Genomic DNA, 20,116 nt, shown 5'->3' with positions numbered 1-20,116 from the left:
AAATCAAGGATTTAGTCAAGTCAAAAAAAACTTCGCAAGGTTTTGAAAAAACTTATCATTTTGGATATTGTTGTGTTTGGTTTGGCAGGCTTATGTACGGTATCGGGGGGTTTTTGTGGGGTAATTTAATTACACTTTACGGCTGATAAAGGCAACGATAAACAAAATCACAGCCACCGCCAAGAAAATATAAGCAAAGTTAGCAGATAATCCTGCGACACCACCAAAGCCTAAAAAACTGGCAACTAATGAGATGATTGCGAAAATAATAGCCCAACGAAACATAAACTTCTCTAATTTTGTTTAAAATTTAAAAATAACCAAATAATTGGTTATCGTTATTTGTGCAATCTGATTGCTTGCATGATATATTATAAAAAACCGCCTATCATGTCGGTGACAAATTGGTAAAATCTGTCGTAATTATATGAATTCACGTTAAAAAATGTACAAAATCATAAGAAAGGTAGATGTTATTATACTTTTACCCAAGTTTTGTAAAAAATTGATGGTAGCACTTGTAGAATAATCATTTCTAGTCATAGGATTTATGCGTTAAAAATGCTAAAATAACCTTATTTTTTAAAACATTTAAGGCAAACTATGAATAATATCACCCAAGACCGCATTTTAATCCTAGACTTTGGCTCACAATACAGCCAGCTTATCGCCCGCCGCGTGCGTGAGGCAGGCGTATATTCTGAAATGTACGCCTATGATATGTCTGATGAAGACATCAAAGCCTTTAATCCAAAAGGTATCATCTTATCGGGCGGTCCTGAAAGCGTACACGAAGCAGGTTCGCCTCGTGCTCCTAAAATTGTATTTGAACTTGGTGTGCCTGTGCTTGGCATTTGTTATGGTTTTCAGACCATGTCTGAACAGTTAGGTGGCAAGGTCGAAGCAGGTACGGTGCATGAATTTGGCTATGCCGAGATTGACGTATTACACCAAGACCGCTTGTTAAGCAAAATCCCCAACGACAAAAACCAAGCCCAAGTGTGGATGAGCCATGGCGACAAAGTAGCAAAATTGCCAGACGGATTTACCACCACATCAAGCACGCCCAGCTGCCCGTATGCGTCTGCCAGCGATGAAAATCGTAAATTTTATGGCGTGCAATTTCACCCAGAAGTAACGCACACGGCAAAAGGCGAGCAGTTGATTAGTAACTTTGTCCACGTCATCTGTGGCTGTGGCAATTTGTGGAATTCTGAAAACATCATCGACTTACGCATCGCCCAATTAAAAGAACAAATTGGAGACCAAAAAGTGTTGCTTGGTTTGTCTGGTGGCGTGGACAGCTCGGTGGTGGCGGCACTTTTGCACAAAGCCATTGGCGACCAATTGACCTGCGTATTTGTGGATAACGGCTTGTTACGTCTCAACGAAGGCGACCAAGTCATGCAAATGTTTAGAGATAACATGGGCATTCGCGTCATTCGTGCAGATGCGGAAAATCGCTTTTTAACCGCCTTGGCAGGTGTAACCGACCCAGAAGCAAAACGCAAAATCATCGGTAAGGAATTTATTGAAGTGTTTTCAGAAGAAGCTCGCAAGTTGGACGGTGTTAAATTTTTGGCACAAGGCACGATTTACCCTGACGTGATTGAGTCGGCGGCAAGCAAACAAGGCAAGGCTCATGTGATTAAATCGCACCATAATGTTGGTGGTTTGCCTGATGATTTGGCGTTTGAACTTGTTGAACCACTTCGTGATTTATTTAAAGATGAAGTGCGTAAACTTGGTGTAACGCTTGGCATTCCGCACCACATGATTTATCGCCATCCGTTCCCAGGACCAGGTCTAGGCGTGCGTATTTTGGGTGAAGTGAAAAAAGAGTATGCCGATATTTTACGCCTTGCCGATGATATTTTTATGCAAGAACTTCGTGCGTCTGGCTGGTATGATAAAACCGCTCAAGCCTTTGCCGTGTTTCAACCTGTCAAATCTGTTGGCGTGGTGGGCGATGGCAGACGTTATGCGTGGGTGATTGCACTTCGTGCGGTGGAAACGGTGGACTTTATGACCGCTCGTTTTGCTCATTTGCCGTATGAGTTGGTGGATAAAATCTCAACTCGTATCATGAATGAAATCAAGGACGTATCTCGTGTGGTGTATGATGTGAGTAGTAAACCGCCTGCGACGATTGAGTGGGAATGATTGTGTCAATTTAAAATAAGGCTCTAGACTATCAAGAACTAAAAAACTCACTTAATCAAATCCCATAAATGGCGTTGTAATTCATTCAAATCTTTATTCCAACGCCACCTTGCGAAACGATGTTTCTCATCTTTTAAGTGAAACTCAAAATTTGCGGTTACACCATTAAATTTGGCAAGCCTTCTTTTAGTAAAACTCCAAAAGCTCTCAGTGCCATTAATATGACAATTACCGTGTGCAAACTCAAACTAAGCCATTAGACCTCTTTCCAAACCTTAATAGTGATTTGGTATAATACTGATTTTTAGAAAAAACAGCAAAAGCATGATACCCGAACAAGCAGAAAAACTCAGTGACGCACAATTTAAACGCTACTTTGGCATCCAAAGAAGTACCTATACTCATATGCTCACCATACTACAAGAAGCATACAACGAACAACACAAAAAAGGTGGCAGGAAAAATGAAATCAGCCTAGAAAACAAGCTCATGCTGACTTTGAGTTACTACCGAGAATATCGCACCCAATTTCACCTAGGGCAAGACTTTGGTATCAGTGAAAGTGCTGTCTGTAAAACCATCAAATGGGTAGAAAGCATACTGATAGCCCACAAAGACTTTGCCCTACCTAGCAAAAAGGCTTTATGGCAAGACCCAAACCTTGAAACCGTACTGATAGACGCAACCGAAGTACCTTGTGAGCGACCCAAAAAAAGCAACGCAGGCAATACTCAGGTAAAAAGAAACACCACACCTTAAAAGCACAAATCGTTGTCGATAAAAACAGCAAAAAAATACTTTGTACCCATTTTAGCAAAGGTAAAACCCATGACTTTAAACTTTACCAATACTCAAAAATGCGTATAAAGCCTAGTATCTTAATCCAAGTAGATTCGGGCTATCAAGGCATACACAAACACCATGCCAATAGCAAATTCCCAAAAAAGAAAACCAAGCTTAATCCACTATCTAAAGTTGACAAACAAGCCAATCGAGAATTAGCTTCTGAACGGGTAACCAATGAACATGTTATCGGCAAAATCAAACGTTTTAAAATCCTAGCCTGTCGTTATCGTAATCGCAGAAAACGCTTTGGCTTAAGGGTTAATTTGATTTGTGCCATTTATAATTTCGAGTTGGGTTAGTTTGGAAAGAGGTCTAATTACTAGTACGTCAACAGTTCATCATACCTCCCACTACCGTAGAAAAAAACCACCAGCCCCCAACAAAAAGATTTACTCAACCAAAACCGCAATGGGTTAAAGACGAAATAATCCATCTCAAAGCTATCATGGGTAAAAATGCAGGATGTCGTAGAATTGCTATAACATTTAACCAACGCCATCAACATCAAAGCGTTAGTAAAAGCTATGTTGCAAATATCATTAAAAAACATCAATATGAAATTATGCAACAACGACGCAAGATTAAACAAACCCCACCCTATCAAACGGCAGTTAATGATATATGGGCAATTGATTTGAGCTTTTACACCCTCGATAATCATATCAACATTGCTTTTTTGGGGATTCTAGACCATGGCTCTCGAAAAGTATTGGGACTGATACCACTAAAACAAAAATCTAGTTAGATGATATTGTCTTTACTATGTCTAACAATGGCAAAATATGGTAAACCTAATAAAATCCGTACAGACAATGAAGCGATATTTAATAGCCGAATTTTTAAGAGCTTTTTAAAATCTGTTAATGTCGTACATCAGCCAATACCAAAGGCTTCTCCTTGGTGTAATGGGCGAATCGAGAGATTATTTGGTACGTTAAAATCTATTTTACGATTGTATCGTTTTCAAAATAATTCTCAGTTTGAACAGATGTTGCATAGATTTGTATATTGGTATAATTACTGCCGTCCACATCAAGGTATCGATGGGAAGATACCTGAGTATGTGTGGCGTTATGGTAACAGAAAAAAGCGGAAATTGCTGAAATGTTCAAAATTGTCTAAATGAGAAAAATATATGATTAATTGAGAGTTATGAATGAACTTGATTTATAATAAGCTAAGATATTTTTAGAAAACATTTGCTAGTTTTTAGGTTAGCAAATGCTTTATTCAAGGGTATCCACGGTGGACGGGACACTTCATTACCTACCGTCATATTAATAATGAAGGCTAACGTGCCATCATCAGTATAGGCAATTTGATTTGTTGCAAAGCCACGAATATCAATATTTTTCTTGTCAGAATTTTTGCCCAATTGATAGTTTTCAATCGATTTAACGAGCTTAGTTCTACGTAAATTAGGGGCATTTTCTGCATCACTTTCCTTTTCAACAACGCTCCTGAAAATATGGATTGCTTTAGCAGTGGTCAAAATGACATCTTCTGTACCAATTTGCCAAGCTTGGATAGGATCGCTGGCTACTGGAAGGCTAATAAACTCATCCATACCATCGACATTCTTCTTCGCAATACGTTCAATGTAAATATCGTGCATGGATAAAGATGTACCGATTGGCAAGGTAAATTTAAGTGTATCTGTTCTACCTTCATATCCCATACCTGGATGAGGATCTATACGGAATCCTTGATAAATGAGTCCTCTATCTGGATCTGGATATTCATTCTTTTTAATATCTAAGTCAGAAGGTCTATCAATTTGATTACCACGAGGTACCAACCAAACTTTGACATCAAAATTCATACCAGGTTGCCATTCAAGATAATAATACGGCAGTTTTTTTAAGTTAGGGTTATAGTCCTCTAACATGTCTTGATAAGTTTTGATGGCATCTGTATCTTTTAGTTTTTTGTAGGATTCTTGGGTTAGCCATTCCTTGATGGCGTTATTCATGATGTCATGGATAGCATTAGGTAAGTTAGTATCAGTAGTGATACTAAGCTGCTGATGAACCGATTTCGTTGGATCATTACTTTTTCTTGGATCAAACAGTTCTGGTGGAAAGACGTAAAAATTTTCATTCCACATATAGATACCTCATCATAAATATAATTTGATAATAACTACTAAAGTAAAATAAAACCTTTACCTTTAGTAGTTATTATGATTGAAAATAATCAAACCGCCCACTTCGCCAACGCTTGCTTCTCAAGGCTAGCCAACCACTCATCCGTCACAGGCTTATCATCTGCTCTGACAGGTGCTGTCGGTAATACTGTCACCGTCAATGATGCATCAGATGAGACTGGTATCACTGCCACTGGCTGAGAAGTCGACACAGTCAAGGTTGGGGTTGCTAACGTATCTTGCGTTATGGTCGGTGCTTGTACGGTCGTGCTCGTCTCATCAATGTAATTTGCTGACACATAACCACTTTGTGGCACTGCAGGCTCACCTTGTAACACGGTGACAGTCATATTATAGCTTAACAGTGCCGTGCTTTGATTACTTGACTCAGTGCTATAAGCAAGCAATGTCAAATCAATATCACCGCAGAAGCAATCACTGGTCTTAATGGTTAGCTTGGTCAAATCCATACCGTTAAGTTGCATGGTAATCGGTTCAAAGCCTGTATTAGTAATGCTATAAACACCATCACTAATCGTCACTCCTGCAGGTACGCCTTGCAGTGCTAAATAGTACTGCTCACTGCCATCAGTATCACTACTGCTAATCGCAATACTTGGCAAGGCATTTGCCATACCAGCAATGGCATAAATATGACTACCGGTTGTCGTCATGGTATTGGTTAAAATCTCAACCACTGACAAGTTATCAAGCATCAACATACGACCTTTCGCCTCTTTATCGCCTAAGGCAACCCCATCTAATAACAAACGAATTGGCGTATTATCAGTCGTTGCCACAAAGTCAAAGCTTGCATGTTGCCAGTTTAGACTATCACCAATCAGTCCTTGGACCGTGCCTAACAGCTTATTACCGGCAAACACTTGGATACGGCTTAAATCCTCATGGGTAACGCCTGGCATTGCTGCAAAGTCAAAGCTCACTTGATACGTCATACCTGATAAGGTTTTAATACTACGGTTAACGCCAAGCAGTTGATAGCCTTTTTCCTTACCATCAATACCACGACCATCATGTAACATCATCCAGCTCTTACCATATGCAGAATCTGATAAGGTCGTGGTGGTTGAGCCTTGAGTGACTTTGTCCCCCTCAGTATAGAACTCAAAGCCAATAACCTTACCAAACTTAGCCGCTGTGGCTGACCAAATATCACCACCGGTGGCACCCGTGTCAAACCAATATAGCTTATCGCTATCGAGGTTGTGGTTTGATACATTCTCAAAGCTTGTGTAGGCAATTTGACGAGTGGTGATATCACGTGCTTGTAGTGTAAGGATTGGTGTATCAGCAACAGCAATGACATCAATAAACATCGTTTGGGTTTGCGTTGCTACACTGCCAGAGCTTAGCTCGGTACTGGTAGCAATGACTTGTAAGGTGAGTTTACCACTAAAGTTTTGTGGTGGCAATAAGCTTAGCTTATCAAGCTGCCAATCAGTGACCACGGCGGTGGTATTGTCTTGAGTAGCAACAAACTGATGGATACCATCGGTTAGTTGTGTGCCAACTGGTAGACTTGCAATACTTAAGGTTAATTGCTCAGAGCCATCGGTATCGGTTAGTTTGGCATTGATACGATTTAACGCAATTGCTTGGTCTTCACGACCGATATTAGTGGTAGTTGCTTCGGTAAGCTTGATATTATCCACCATCGCACCACGACCTAACAAGCCATTGATATGGCTATCAATCACAATACGTAGGGTTTCTGCTTTACCCGTGCCGGTGAAGTCAACTGAGACTTGCTGCCAGTTTAGCTTGTCAGCAGGGCTGATGTTTTGGTAATGCTTGATTAAAGTATCACCTAGGTACACGCTAATACCCGTATAGCATTCACTAAACCCGTTACGACCGGCATAATCAAAGCTTAGACTGTAATTAGCCCCTGCAATGGTTTGTACTTCACGTTCAACACCTAAGGTTTGGCTTTGACCCGCTGCGGCATCGTTGAGCTCTAACCAAGACTGGTTATTCGCCGTGGTGGTGCTTGCAGTCATTGGGCGTTTAATACCCCAGTTATCCGCTAGCATGTCACCGGTTTGCCAGATTTCAAAGCCGTCGTTACCGTAAGGTAGATGTCCTTGGGTAAAGAAGCGTTTCCACTGCTCCCACTGACTTTCATCTTCTTTAATGAGTTTCCAGCCACTAAAGTAGTCTTGGGTTAGTAAGGTTGAATTGCTATTAGGGTTAGTCACTTTCTCAAAGTCAGTGTTAAAGATGACATTGGTAACAGACTGACTGCCTTGTGATAAGGTTGGCGCATCAGCCACTGCCGTGATATCAACCATGATATGGGTGGTGTTACTGAAAGCTTTGCCATCAAAGGCTTGATAGCCAATACGGTCATAGTGATTATGTTGGTCACCAAAGCCTGTTTGACTAAAGCCTGTAGCACCTGATTGGTTTGGATGTGGAACAAAGATAAGATATCCAGCATCTAAGTCTGCCTGGGTAAAGCGATCGCCAACTTGTACGAGTGTCCAAGTATTAGTAAGCGTTTGTTTTAACAATAACCCTGTCGTTGGTAGCTCAGTGATTTGTACACTTAGTACATCATGCTCAACGTCTTGGATAATAAAGTCTGTCCAACGTAAGCTATGCATATGGTCTTCGACACCCACTACTAAACTGTTCGTCGCTGTTGGGGCATCATTTACGGCAGTAACCCCGACATTAATGACACGTTCCGGTGAGTTTAATTGACCATCGGTGACATAGTAGCTAAAGCCGTCGGTGCCATTGTAGTTGTCAGCCGCACGGTAGATATAGGTACCGTCTTGTTGCGCCAACAACGTACCGTGTTCAGGTTGTTTGCTAATGACTACGGTTAAGATGTCACCATCGATATCGCTAGCGGTTTGCAGTGGGCGAATAATCAGGTTAGTGTCTTCAGCGATGGTTAAGCTTTGTCCTTGTAACACTGGGGCATCGTTGACTGGGGTGATGTTAATAGTCACCGTTGCGAGCTTACTGTCTTCTTGGCCGTCATTCATGATATAGCTGAAGCTATCTGTACCATGGTAGTTCTCATCTGGTGTGTAGCTGATGGTACCATCAGTGTTAATACTGACTTTACCATGATGGGCTTGTACCCAAATGACTGGGGTTAGATTGCTGACGTCATTGTCAATGTCCATGGTCGTTGCTTTGACATTGATGATGGTTGGTGTGTCTTCATTCGTGGTGACGGTAGTGTCTGTGACCACAGGTGCGTCATTGACCGCATTGATGGCCAGTGTTGCAGTCGCAATACTTGAGCTCACTTTGGCATCGGCTAGACTGTAACTAAAGCTGTCTGTACCGTTGTAGTCGGCATCTGGGGTGTAAATAAGTTCTAGTTTACCATCAGGGTTGGTTTGCTGAGTAAGCGTACCGTGCTCCGGTGCTTGATGGATGGTGATGGTCATTGGGTCACCATCTGGGTCATTGCCTAGTTGGTCAATGGTCAATGTGACAGTACCATCTTCATTAAGGGTGAATTGTCCATCTATCGCTATCGGTGCTTTGTTGGATGGTAAGACGTTGATAGTGGCACTGACAGGTGTCGCTTGGCTGTTACCATCAGTGATGGTGTAGCTAAAGCTGTCTTGTCCTTCATAGTCGATATCAAAGATAAGAGTGTAACTACCATCAGGCTGCTGGGTAATGCTACCGTGTTTTGGTTGTTCGGTGATGATGATGGAGAGTGTATCACCTTCAACGTCACTACCTGTAGCTGTTAGGCTTAAGCTTACTGGCGTACCTGCAATGATTTCTTGTCCATTGATGATGCCTTGTAGTTTGGTCTTATCAATGATTGGGGTGTCATTGATTGGGCTGATAGCCAGTTTAACCGTTGCGATGTTACTGGTGTAGCCATTGGCATCGGTGTATTGGTAGCTAAAGCTGTCTTCTCCATTGTAGTTAGCATCTGGGCTATAGTTAAAGTTACCGTTTGCGTCTATGGTGACGGTACCGTGAGCAGGTTGGGTTTGTAGGGTAACTTGGCTAACCTGTGTGCCTGCTAAGACGTCATTGCTGATGAGGTTACCTGTTAGTGGGGTGTCTTCATCAAAGGTGTAGCGGTCATTGACGGCAACAGGGTCACGGGTGAGGTTGATGTCACGGATGGTGACGTGACTGTCCGCCGTGCCAAAGCCGAGTAGGTCAAAGCTTAACATGACGTCGGTGGCTTTGCCTGCGGTGGTTTGGGCGGCGTACCATTGGGTTAGGTCAATGTAGTAGGTGCTGGTGCCATCGCCATTAGCAACTTTGCTGATACCTGTGGCCAAATGCTCTGTGCCGTCAGCTTGGAGGTTAAGCATGCTGTCGGTACGGGTGAGGTCAGTGACTTTGTTAAGGGCTTGTCCTGTGTGTGCATCTAACAGAGCCGCTTCAAAGGCGTCACCTGCTTGGTTTGCGTTTGTCTTGATGTCTTTGTCAGCAATGGTGAAGCTTAGGATGCGGTTGTCAGCGGTCAGGCTAAAGGCTTGGCGTAGGCTGGTTTGGGTGTTTGCCGTTTCGGAGAGGGTGGCACTGTGCCTATCTCTATTAAAGATAATATCACCGCTTGTTAACCAACTCTCTTTATCATTTGAAAAATCGTTGTTGCGAATGGTTAAATTTGCATTAACTGATTGCCATTGCATATTGCCTGTGGTCTGATTAATAGCGGAGTAAGTATAGTTGCCATTTGCCCATGATAGGTAATTCATATCCTCTAAGCTTGGTAGTCTACGTTCTCCTTCTTCTATACGAAGCGTCATGACATCATTGTCTACTTGATGTCCAACCCCTAGTACATTTCCTATTTCATGAATCAACACTGTTAATAAGTCTATACCTTTTGCACTTTGATTATTTGTTAATGCTTTTAAGTGGTATTCTGAATCCTGTTTTTGGAATTCTGAACTATCTAACGGCGTAGAGTCCACATACCAACCTGTACCTTTGGCAGTACTATCTATGGTGATTTTTTTGCCTTGAGTAATTGCGATGGCATAGTTATCAGTTTCGGCTAACTTGCTTAAGTCAGATATATTAAATTCAATATCAGCTAATTGAGCAGGATTTGCTCCAGCTTGAAGCCAATATTGTTTTGCTGCTAAAGAAACTGTGTCTAACTGTATCTGGGATAAAGGCTGTTTTTCTGCTTGAGTCCCAATAGCATTTACCAATTGATATTTTGTATAATCCACTCCTGGTTTCTTCGGATATACAGCCTTAATCAAATTATCATCAACTGCCTTTGCAATCATATCAAGCTGTTCTTTGGCTGTACGTACTATAATATTTCCATTTGAGTCCTTAACACCAATATCTTTCATTAAAGTTGTTAAGTCAAGAGTTTGAGTTTTTCCTCCTACTTCAAAAGTTACCTCATATTTTCCAGTTTTTAAGCCATCTCTTAGGGGTTGTAATAACCACTCATCAAAATTACTTCCAACAGTATTAGATAAATTGTCTGCAGATGATTGCCATTTATAGTTGGTGCTATCAAATTTTAAAGTTGCTTCCAGTTTTACTGTACCCAAACTACCAACTTTAGGTGCCGTATTGACAATGGATGCCATCTTGTATAATTCATCTAAATACTTAGTTGCACCAATGGCATTTTCATTAGCTTTGAAAAATCCAGCTTTGTTACCAACTACTAATACATTGCCAGTAGTACCTTTTTCTTTATTACCTAAACTAAAATAATTCTTTGTATCAATCAACTCTACTACTGTTTCTCCTTTATCATTGACATAGATACGATGTCCTTCAAATGTTTTGCCAGGTGCTAATGCTGTTGTTCTAGGAACTAAATTACCCTCAGCATTTTTTATAAGGAATGGTAAATCTGATTCTCTATATAAGGCAACAATTTCAAACTTAGAGCCTGTCTCAGATATCATATAACCTGCAGTATTTTCTTCAGCTAGATTCCATGACCTCTTGTTTGAGCTGACCTTCTCTTGTCTTACAAAAAGCCCCCCTACATCATTTACGACTTGACTGGTATTATAGAAAAATTTCTTGACAAAGTCCCATAATTGTCCACTGGTTTTACTTGGAGAAGTGGATTCATATTTAACATCTGCTCCTATAATCTCTGAATCTTTTAACTCTTTGGAAATCACTTCACCATCTTTATTTAATAAGACTGCTTTGGATGTACCATAAGCATCTGTCGTAATAAGTTGTTCATGAAGTTTATCATTTAGTGCTTTATCATTATCTTTAAGCACGGTACTTTCAATAAAATCATTGGCTTTGTCGCCAGCATTATAAGGTACAAGCTCTGTCCGACAGTCTGTATTGTGAACCCAAATGCCATCATGACCAACAAAATAAGTATGATTTCCATCAACTTCAAGATTATAGACAAAATCCTCATAAGGGTTTGGTGCAGGCATATCAAAACTTATCATGGCTTCATGTAAGCTCATCTCTGTTAAACCTGTTGCATCTCCATAGGTTTCAATATTTTTTAATGCTTTTCTATATAGTTCTTCATCTGCGATACTATTTTCTCTTACAATTTTACCCTCAAAGATCAATGGCTTATTACTTGCTTCAATGAATTTTTGAGCAGTATGCGTATCTGCGTTTATATCCTGACCCAGCCTTACGTTTAGGGTTTTGTATAGTTCTTTATCCACTAGAAAATTGGCTTTGGGCGTCAACCGTAACTTCGCATCTAAAGTTTTGCGATTTAAGGTTTTAATTTCTTCATCAAAGGCTTCTTCATTATCGGCTAAACTGATAAATTGGTAACCATTTGAATCAAATTTTACAAACTCAATAAGTCCACCACCATTTTCCCAAAAATCTGGGTCTTCAACAAACTGCACATATGCACAGCCTTCAGGATAATTTGGTAATGTACGGACGGGCATAAATGGCACATTATCTAGCCCAAAAGTTTCACCTGATAAATTAACTAAGAATGTCCCAGACAAGTCCTCTGCGGCTTCCCACTTTCCTGTTTTTCCACTAGGATCATAGGCAGACCAAAATGGGTGAAGTGCGTTACAGAAAATATATTCCATACCATCATTAGTTGGATATTCGACCTTATAAATTCTTTCTTTCTGCTGAGATTTAAAGGTACTTAATACTGGTTTATATTGTAAATCACCTTGTGGATTAAACTCATCTCGTGATAACACCATATCTCCGACTTTAATGTCTTGAATAGGCACTAAACCTTTATCCGTATGAACAAGTGTACCCGCTACAAAACAAGCTTTTTGATACTTCAACTGAAACTCAATATTATCTTTCTTGAATAAATCATCCAAAATTTCTTTGTGAAGTTTATCTCCTTGCCAATTTTTAAAATCAGGTTGTCTTTTTAAAATAGCCTTATCCGTACGATAAAAGTTAATTAACTCATCGATATCATTAATAATAGGAGCTCTATCATTAAGCTGTTTCACCACATCTTCATCAAAAATACTTAAACGTGAAGTACTAACAAAGTCATTGTGGATTTTCATTGCTTGCGCTAGTTGCTCATAGCTACTCAACTCTTTATTAATATTAGCTTTTAATAAAGGCATATTCTCAATCGCATAATCTAGGGCATCAATTGAGCTTTGATTCCTAACAGCAGGGATTTTTAGAATTTTTTCAGAACCTTTAATGGCAAATGAAGTGCCATGAATATTACGCAACACTTGCGAGCCTGTCGTATCAGCCAATGGACTAGCAAACTTAGCTTTTATCTTTTGTGCAACAGACATTGCCATGGTAATCGGTGAAATACTGCCTTCCGTACTTAATTTGAAAATAACCTTACTACCCCAAGCAGTACTACCAAACCAACTCATTCCCATAATACCGACACCCAAAGCTGCACCCATCGCCGCACTTTGAGCAACAGAAATTACAGAGAAGTCATCTAGTGATTTTTTGGCACCTGACTGTCCATTAGTAAGCTCATATATCGCCCTATCTGCTGCGATATTTGATGTCTGATAGGTCATATCATAAATAGCCCCATCTACCGCTAATCCAAGAGCAGAAGTGCCCACTTTTTTAACCATAGCACCACTAACCGCCGTACCTACAGAGCCTAAGCCAGTTGTTGTCATGGCTACACCTGCTAAGGCTTTTGCTAATACAACATAATTGCCACTAGAATATTGGTCATCCGTAATTTTGCCATCTAACCAGTCTTCTGTTAATTGACCATGACTTTTTGCAGAATCAAAAGTGACTAGATTAATTCCATCATAAAACATCTTTTTAGCAACAAACCAACTTGCACTAAGCGCACCTTGCTCTGCTTTTGCCATTTGGGCTTCAACAGTATCATCATCAATACCTAATGAATCCGTAATCCAGTTTTTCTCTACATAGGCATTTTTTTGTTTCTCATCTTTTGCAGCTTGGTCTTGCATGGCTTTTGCAATATCGTTATAAACGCTGTAATCAATATCAGGATTGTAGGATACCGTTACTGTGCTTGATGGCAGTGTGTAAGAGCCAATACCATATATCCAACCAAATTTATCCTCCTCACCATTTTCTTTACTTCCATAACCACTGTACTTGATTGGTGTAGCTTCAGGTATCTGCTCAAAATTTAAGGGATTTGGATGTGTTAGCTGATAAGTATCTAATGTTTTTTTAGGTCGTCTATCAATTGGCACAAGAAGATTAGCCCCTTTGATTGTTGAATTTTTAAAAATTTCTTTATTAGCTTCAGCTACCGTGATTAAGCTACTAGCGTCCCAAACTAATACATGCTGTGCTAGTGACCAACCATTCTCAATAGGCTCATCTATCCAAGCTTTACCAAAAATTTTACCATCTTGATTAATAGATAAACTTTCAATCATACCGCCTTGAATTGGCGTTGTTGTACCTAAGAACTCGTAAAGACCGAGTTTATCAAATGGGTCTTTGATTACAGCTAACTTCCCGCCCATTTGTTTACCTACGCCATAGCCATCATCCCAGTTCCAACTTGGGTCTTGCATCAAATCATAGGCATCAGCTACGATCGCATATTCAATATATTTTTTCTCTTTTGCATCATATGCTCTAACCAATACGTTGCCTGATGCAGATTGTAGATTCAACTGAAGTTGTTTTGCAGACCAACCTTGGTTTGTACCTTGAGCACTAGGCGTTAATAAAGAAGTTTTAGTAATGAAATCACCCGTTAATTTACCGTCATTGTCAGTTTTAAGCTTAATTGACATAAAACCTTTATTATTATCTTCGATATTTGAGAGTAAAAATTCACCATTATCCGAACCACTGGTAATATAACGTGGTGACTTACCTGCATTATTCGTTGAAGTAAGTTTTGGTGCATCAAGTGTTAATACATATTTAGGGTCTAACACACCTTTATCATCAATATGAGTAATATCAAGGAAATAAACATTACCAGGCGTAATATTACTTGCCCAACCAAATACCCTTCCCCTTGTCGGTGACGTAATGGCTAGATAAGTACCGTTATTAATTGCCATATCATAAAAACCACTATTGATATTCTTACCAAAATCAATTGTTTGGATATCTTCTAAATAGCCAGTACTATAAGGATTAATATCAACTCTAAATAAACGACCATTAGACTGGCTTCTTTCTAATACAAACAGTTGATTGTTATGTATCAACAAGCCACTAATATCGTCTACTTTAGGTATAGTGATAGTATGGACAATAGAATTACTAATCATATCAACGACATAAATCTTAGCATTGTCAGTTGCAACAAATGCTAAATTACCATCGTTACTAAAAACAATTTGATCGGAGTAGGCACCCCACATAGCAATATCATTGCCTTTCTCATCTTTAGTAATCTTATTCACTTGAGTCAATGAATTGTCTATCACTACTTTTTTGTTGGTATCTGTAGAATTGTTATGGCTGTTATCTGGTACAGGTACAGGTTCATTAGTTTTAAATATATCTATAGAATGTAGCTGCGTAACAACCACATTATTCGTACCAACTGTCCATAATTGTACAGGAATACTTTGAATTGGTAATTCTGAAACACTGGCTTTCGGAGCATCACTTGAAACTTTAGCAATACGTTGAACATATATCATATGTTGTGATAATGCAACATGATCAGGAACCTTAAATTCTATACTATGTTCATCATTGCTTACGTCATATTTATACTCTCCAGTAAATCCCTGCCAAATTAATCCTTTAACAGGTTCAGCATCCTTTTCCTGAATATCTGAAATAACTTCACCTCTAGGTACCAAATAAACTTTTAAATCAAAGTTTTCAGGTTTTTGTCCTTCAGGTATAAAATACTTACCCTTAACTTTGATTTTTTGATTAGCTGGGTCATATTCAAAACTCGTTAAGTTTGGAATAGCTTTTAATGTGTCAACTTCAGGCGGTTTTGGAAAATCAGATGAAATTTTTTCAGGTGTCAATGACTCTTTAGGAACTTCCGCTTGGTATGCTCCCAAAATTGTATAATTGATCGCTTGAATTGGCTGTGCCATTGAAGCAAATATACCAATTGCCGATAATGCCATAATTGGTGTGGGTGCAAATGCAATCATAGCAGCCTGAGACCACAATGCATCCCAACGAAGAGCCGCACCACTAACTTTTATCTGACCAGTCTTAGCATCAAATTCAGATTTAGTTACAACATAAGAGCCTTGGTAATTAATGCCGGAATAAGGCGGACTTGCAGTACGAGCTACGCCATCAGCCCCAACGTAGCCATTATCGACTAACCACCAAGTATCATGGGTAATACCATCAGCATCGGTAATCGTGCCTTTACGCCAGAACATCACCTCAGTACCAACAGAATAAGCGTTTCCTGTTTTATCATCTTTCAAATCACTAACATTAATAGCTAGTTGAAGTGGTAAACCAGATTTCTCATTCCCTGTTTTAATTTCAAATGCTTTAAGTGAAGTGACAACCCCTTGAGCCGGCAGCGGCATCCCCACATCACTCAAGCTAATCTCATTAATGGACACTTTCGTGCCATCTTTTAACGCCCCCGGTGCCACCATCAACTGATTGCCTTTAGCGTCTTTTACCACAGCGCCATCGGCAGCCGAAACCCTTCCCGTACCCACGACAGGCTCTTGCACATGTAGTACCAAATCATACTGGCGACCATTGTTAATCACCGACACTTTCGCGTTACCCGCTTTTTTGGCGATGATAAGGCCATCTGGGGTAATATCTGCGATTGTACTATCACTAATAAAATACGTTGAGCCTTTGCTAGCCGCATCAATACGGGTGCCATCATACTCGGTCACTTTTAACTGACGCTGACCATTGGTTGGCAGGCTCACCGCCAGAGGATACACATCTACCTCAATCCCGCTGTAGGCTTGTGGCTGCTCCACCGATACGCTAAACACATTGACCGCCTCAATACCCCGGGCAATCACTTTTACCACCGCCTGACCCATCCCAGTGGCACGGACATTACCCAGTGCATCTACCGATATGACCTTATCATTGCTGGACACAAAGCGCACATAATCGGCAGGCAGCGCAACCCCTTTCTCATCGGCGAAATCACCGGTTACATGCAGCTTATCGCCACTACCCAAGGCCAAGCCTTGAATGCGCTCAATATTAATCAGTACCAACTTCGCATCGCTAACAGTAAAACTTAATTCAATCGGTGCTGCTCGGCTAAAGCCGTCATCGGCTTGTACCACCACCGTTGCCGTACCACTAAAGCCAGCCTCTGGCTTAAAGCTTAAAGTTTTACCATCGGCATTGAGACTAGCAACCCCATGGCTGCCGCCGACCACGCGCCAGAAGATTTGGTCGCCCTCTAAATCTTGGGCAACCCCATCGAGGCTTGCTTGTTTACCCAAATCGGTATGGGTTTTAGCAAACTGCTGTTGCTGCTCGCTGGTTAACACATTCACCGGGGCTTGGTTGGCTTTAAAGCCATAATTGCTAAACAGCACCTGACGGTCGCTGGCGTTAACGACCCCATCCCCATTCACATCCATGTTGGTGTCTAAGCTCGCATCTTGAGAAGCTAAGGCTTTTTCCAAGGTAGCAGAATCTAAACCGTCGATGTTACCATCACGGTTGATATCACCCGCTAATACCAGATCGAGGCGGGTCTCCCCACTGCCCGTTAAGGTAAGTCGCTTAAAGCCTGCTTCAGTGACTCGGATTAAGGTCGTGGTGACCCCTTGGGCATTGGTTGACTGGCTTAAGACATGCGTGCCTTGGCCGTCAACCCCCACGCTGGCATTGCCCGTGCTATGCACAGCAACAATCACACTGCCCGTGCTACCAGGGGCTTTACGGGTTGAAGCGAGTTCACTCTCCCGCACCCCAAAGGTTAAATACGTAGGCGTTGCCGTTAGAGTCCCCTGCCACGTATTTTGGGTGGTATCGCCCCAATTCACCGCAGCACCTAAATAGCCAGCCGTTTGCGCTGTCAGCAAACTGCCGTCGGTTTGGTAGCCATACCGCTGATTGACGCTATCGCCGACGAGGCTTCGAGCCGTCACCAGCTGACCTTGTGCATCATAGCGATACACAATGCTTTGTAATTGCCCTTGACTGTCCATACCAACAATCCGCTCAATACGACCCTTGTCATCCCGAATCAACTGGACACGGGCTTGCTGGGTGGCATCGCCCACCAAGGTAACGCCACTGTCGGATACCAGCCACTGGGTATTGTCATTAAAGACCACTTGGCTAAGTTTACCTTGCGCCGATAATTGGTAACGATTGCCTACCTTATCGGTCGCTACAAAGCCGCTTGGCACCCAAGCAAGACCGGTCGCGGCATTGTATAAGCGACCCCCTTGTAAGGTGAGTTGCACCGACTGGGCATTTAAGTCACCTACGCTGAGCTGCCAACCTTGGCTTTGGCTAAACACCGGGCGGTATAAATTATTTCCCAGCGGCTCAAGCCCTAAGCTAAAGCTTAAGTTTACAGCAGCTTGATCGTTGTTCGCCAGCGTTGGCAGTTGTAACCAAACATTGGTACCCTGACGCCAAGGTGCGGTAGCACCTGTCGCATCTTTAAGTGCTTGGTCATGGGTGAGCTGGCTATCAAGTAGCGGTAATCGCCAATTTCCCGCATCCTGCTGCGTGCTACCCGGCATCATCTCACGCGTTAACGCCAGCGTATGATTACCAACACTAAATAGGCTGTCGGTGGTGGTAACCCTTTGAGTCTTTTCACTGCTGTCAATGAGCAGCGAAACCATTTGGGTGGTGCTACGACCCGCTAAATCCCACGCGGTGAGACGTAATTGATACACCCCGTTATTCAAGGTGTGAGGGTCCAGCGTGGCAAGGGCAGTTTGTGCATCTATCGCTTGGGCAGCATAATCGTTTTCACCCAAGCTTTGCCATACCAAGCTCTGCACGGATTGACCCACAACAGATGGGGCAATCTCCAAGCGATAACCCATCAATTGGGTATCTTGAAGCCGTGCACTGATGGCCGTGCTGTAACTGATACGCAGCGGCGTACTACCTGCTTGTAGGCCTTGTAGGGCACCTGTCCATTGTAGTAGCGGTGCACTTGTATCGGCTGGGTCTTTCACCCTTAGTCGCTCGGTGGTGGTGTGACTAAAGCCATCAATATCGGTGGCGGTGACTTGCAGTTCAACTAGCCCTGGATAAGCGGGGGTTAAGCGTAAGCGTCCAGCATTATCAAGCTCAACGGTTTGCCAGTCGCTAGCACCGATACCGGCGCCTCGTGCTTGTACTGTCACGCTTGCAATGGCGGCATAGCTTTGGGCACGAATGGTAGACGTCGCTAACTGCCCTGGTAGAATTGGGGTTTGCGGGGTGAGATTGACTAAAATATCAGGCTGAATACTGTCTTTATCGGCAACCGCTCGCAAGGTAAAGACTTGATAGGTCTCGCTGCGACCATCACTGACTGTGGCGGTCACTTGATAATCCCCGATTTGGCCCGGGTCTGGCGTCCAGTCAAGTACGCCACGGCTGGCATCATACACTGCCCCCTCGGGTAAGTGGCTAAAGCTGACCGTTAAGCCCTGTGTTTGCCGCTGACCGTCCGCATCTTGTAGGTAAATCCCCGCTTTTGTGGGTTGGCTGGTACCTTTTACAATCGGCAAGCTTAAGGTATCACCCACCACCACTGCATGATTGCTGGCGCTAATCGTCGGCGCACGATTAACATCGAGTACGCGCACTTGTACCGTGCGTAACACACGGGCTTGTCCGTCTGTGGCGGCAAAGGTAAATTGATAGGTTTTATCTTTGGCTGTGGCGTTATCCACGGTGTTAACCGTTGGTGTCCATTCAAAGTAACCGGTGGTTGGGTTAAATTGCACGTCTTTGGGGGTGGTGTCATCGTAAACCAAGCTATAACGCAAGGCATCCCCATCGGCATCTTGCGCCATGACACTAAAGCCTAAGGTTTGACCTTCATATACGAGCTGCATCGGCATCGGTAGTAACACCGGGGCTTGGTTGGTGTTGGCGACATCAATGCGCACTTGACGCTCGTAGCTTGCCATACCATCACTGGTGGTTAAGGTGACTAGGTAACTACCTTTACCCAAACCATTGTCTAGCTGCGCCGCAAAGCTGCCTGGTAGCCAGTTTAAACTTAGCGTGCTTTGACCATTACTTTGTGACGTGCTATCTAAGGTCATACCACTGGGTAAGCCAGTGGCTCTCCAGTATAAGCTATCACCATCGCCATCACGGGCAATCACTTGTAAATTGAGGGCTTCCCCCTCTTTAGCGGCAATTGTCAACGGGGCGGCTAAGTTGGTGTCCTCCACCAACTGACCATTGGCACTGATACTCAGCACCCCAGGAACGGTATTGCTTGCTTTAACCTGAATGCTAAAGTCCACACTGGTGACATTGACCACGGGGTTTTCGGGTGTGGCATACCCAGAATTTGCGGCTGGTAAGCCGCTGTCTTTAACAATCAAGGTGGCGTTATATTGACCAATCTGGGCAGTGGTTGGCGTCCAT

The 20,116-nt window shown here is 42.2% G+C and carries 7 protein-coding genes and 1 pseudogene; 4 read left to right on the top strand and 4 right to left on the bottom strand.

Annotated features, from left to right (window positions below):
* Window positions 1–129: 129 nt before the first annotated feature.
* Window positions 130–285 carry a DUF1328 domain-containing protein gene (locus ACGTJS_RS04950; protein WP_315043258.1) on the bottom strand — a complete coding sequence of 52 codons (156 nt, stop codon included), beginning with the start codon at window positions 283–285 and terminating at the stop codon, window positions 130–132.
* Between the two features lie 318 nt (window positions 286–603).
* On the opposite strand from ACGTJS_RS04950, the gene guaA reads away from it, so the two are divergent.
* Window positions 604–2,163, top strand: a complete 1,560-nt coding sequence (gene guaA, locus ACGTJS_RS04945; protein ID WP_410472995.1) for a glutamine-hydrolyzing GMP synthase — start codon at window positions 604–606, stop codon at window positions 2,161–2,163.
* Between the two features lie 47 nt (window positions 2,164–2,210).
* Here the strand turns inward: guaA and ACGTJS_RS04940 are convergent.
* Window positions 2,211–2,408: pseudogene (locus ACGTJS_RS04940) on the bottom strand (IS1595 family transposase); the annotation flags it as partial.
* A 79-nt stretch (window positions 2,409–2,487) separates the two neighbouring features.
* Here ACGTJS_RS04940 and ACGTJS_RS04935 point away from each other — a divergent pair.
* The 3 genes from ACGTJS_RS04935 (at window position 2,488) to ACGTJS_RS04925 (ending at window position 4,135) form a co-directional block, all read left to right on the top strand.
* Window positions 2,488–3,308, top strand: a protein-coding gene (locus ACGTJS_RS04935; RefSeq protein WP_410471559.1) for an IS5 family transposase whose coding sequence is annotated in 2 segments (ribosomal slippage) — window positions 2,488–2,872 and window positions 2,872–3,308 — 822 coding nt in all. Because the reading frame shifts where the segments join, the coding sequence is not laid out codon by codon here.
* Window positions 3,309–3,454: 146 nt separating this feature from the next.
* Entirely contained in the window at window positions 3,455–3,754 is a 300-nt protein-coding gene (locus ACGTJS_RS04930) for a hypothetical protein (RefSeq protein ID WP_410472994.1), read from the top strand.
* Window positions 3,755–4,135: an integrase core domain-containing protein gene (locus tag ACGTJS_RS04925; protein WP_410472986.1), complete on the top strand. Its 381-nt coding sequence runs from the start codon at window positions 3,755–3,757 to the stop codon at window positions 4,133–4,135. It begins immediately after the preceding gene.
* Between the two features lie 51 nt (window positions 4,136–4,186).
* On the opposite strand, the gene ACGTJS_RS04920 is transcribed toward ACGTJS_RS04925, so the two are convergent.
* Both ACGTJS_RS04920 and ACGTJS_RS04915 read right to left on the bottom strand, forming a co-directional pair.
* Window positions 4,187–5,116, bottom strand: a complete 930-nt coding sequence (locus ACGTJS_RS04920) for a hypothetical protein (protein ID WP_410472985.1) — start codon at window positions 5,114–5,116, stop codon at window positions 4,187–4,189.
* 89 nt (window positions 5,117–5,205) lie between these two features.
* A complete protein-coding gene (locus tag ACGTJS_RS04915; RefSeq protein ID WP_410472993.1) occupies window positions 5,206–20,073 on the bottom strand; it encodes a tandem-95 repeat protein in 14,868 nt (4,955 codons plus the stop codon).
* Between the last annotated feature and the right edge of the window lie 43 nt (window positions 20,074–20,116).

This window comes from Faucicola mancuniensis (assembly GCF_046523945.1).
In the GTDB taxonomy this organism is placed as follows: domain Bacteria; phylum Pseudomonadota; class Gammaproteobacteria; order Pseudomonadales; family Moraxellaceae; genus Faucicola; species Faucicola mancuniensis.
This window is presented reverse-complemented; position numbering and strand designations above follow the sequence as displayed.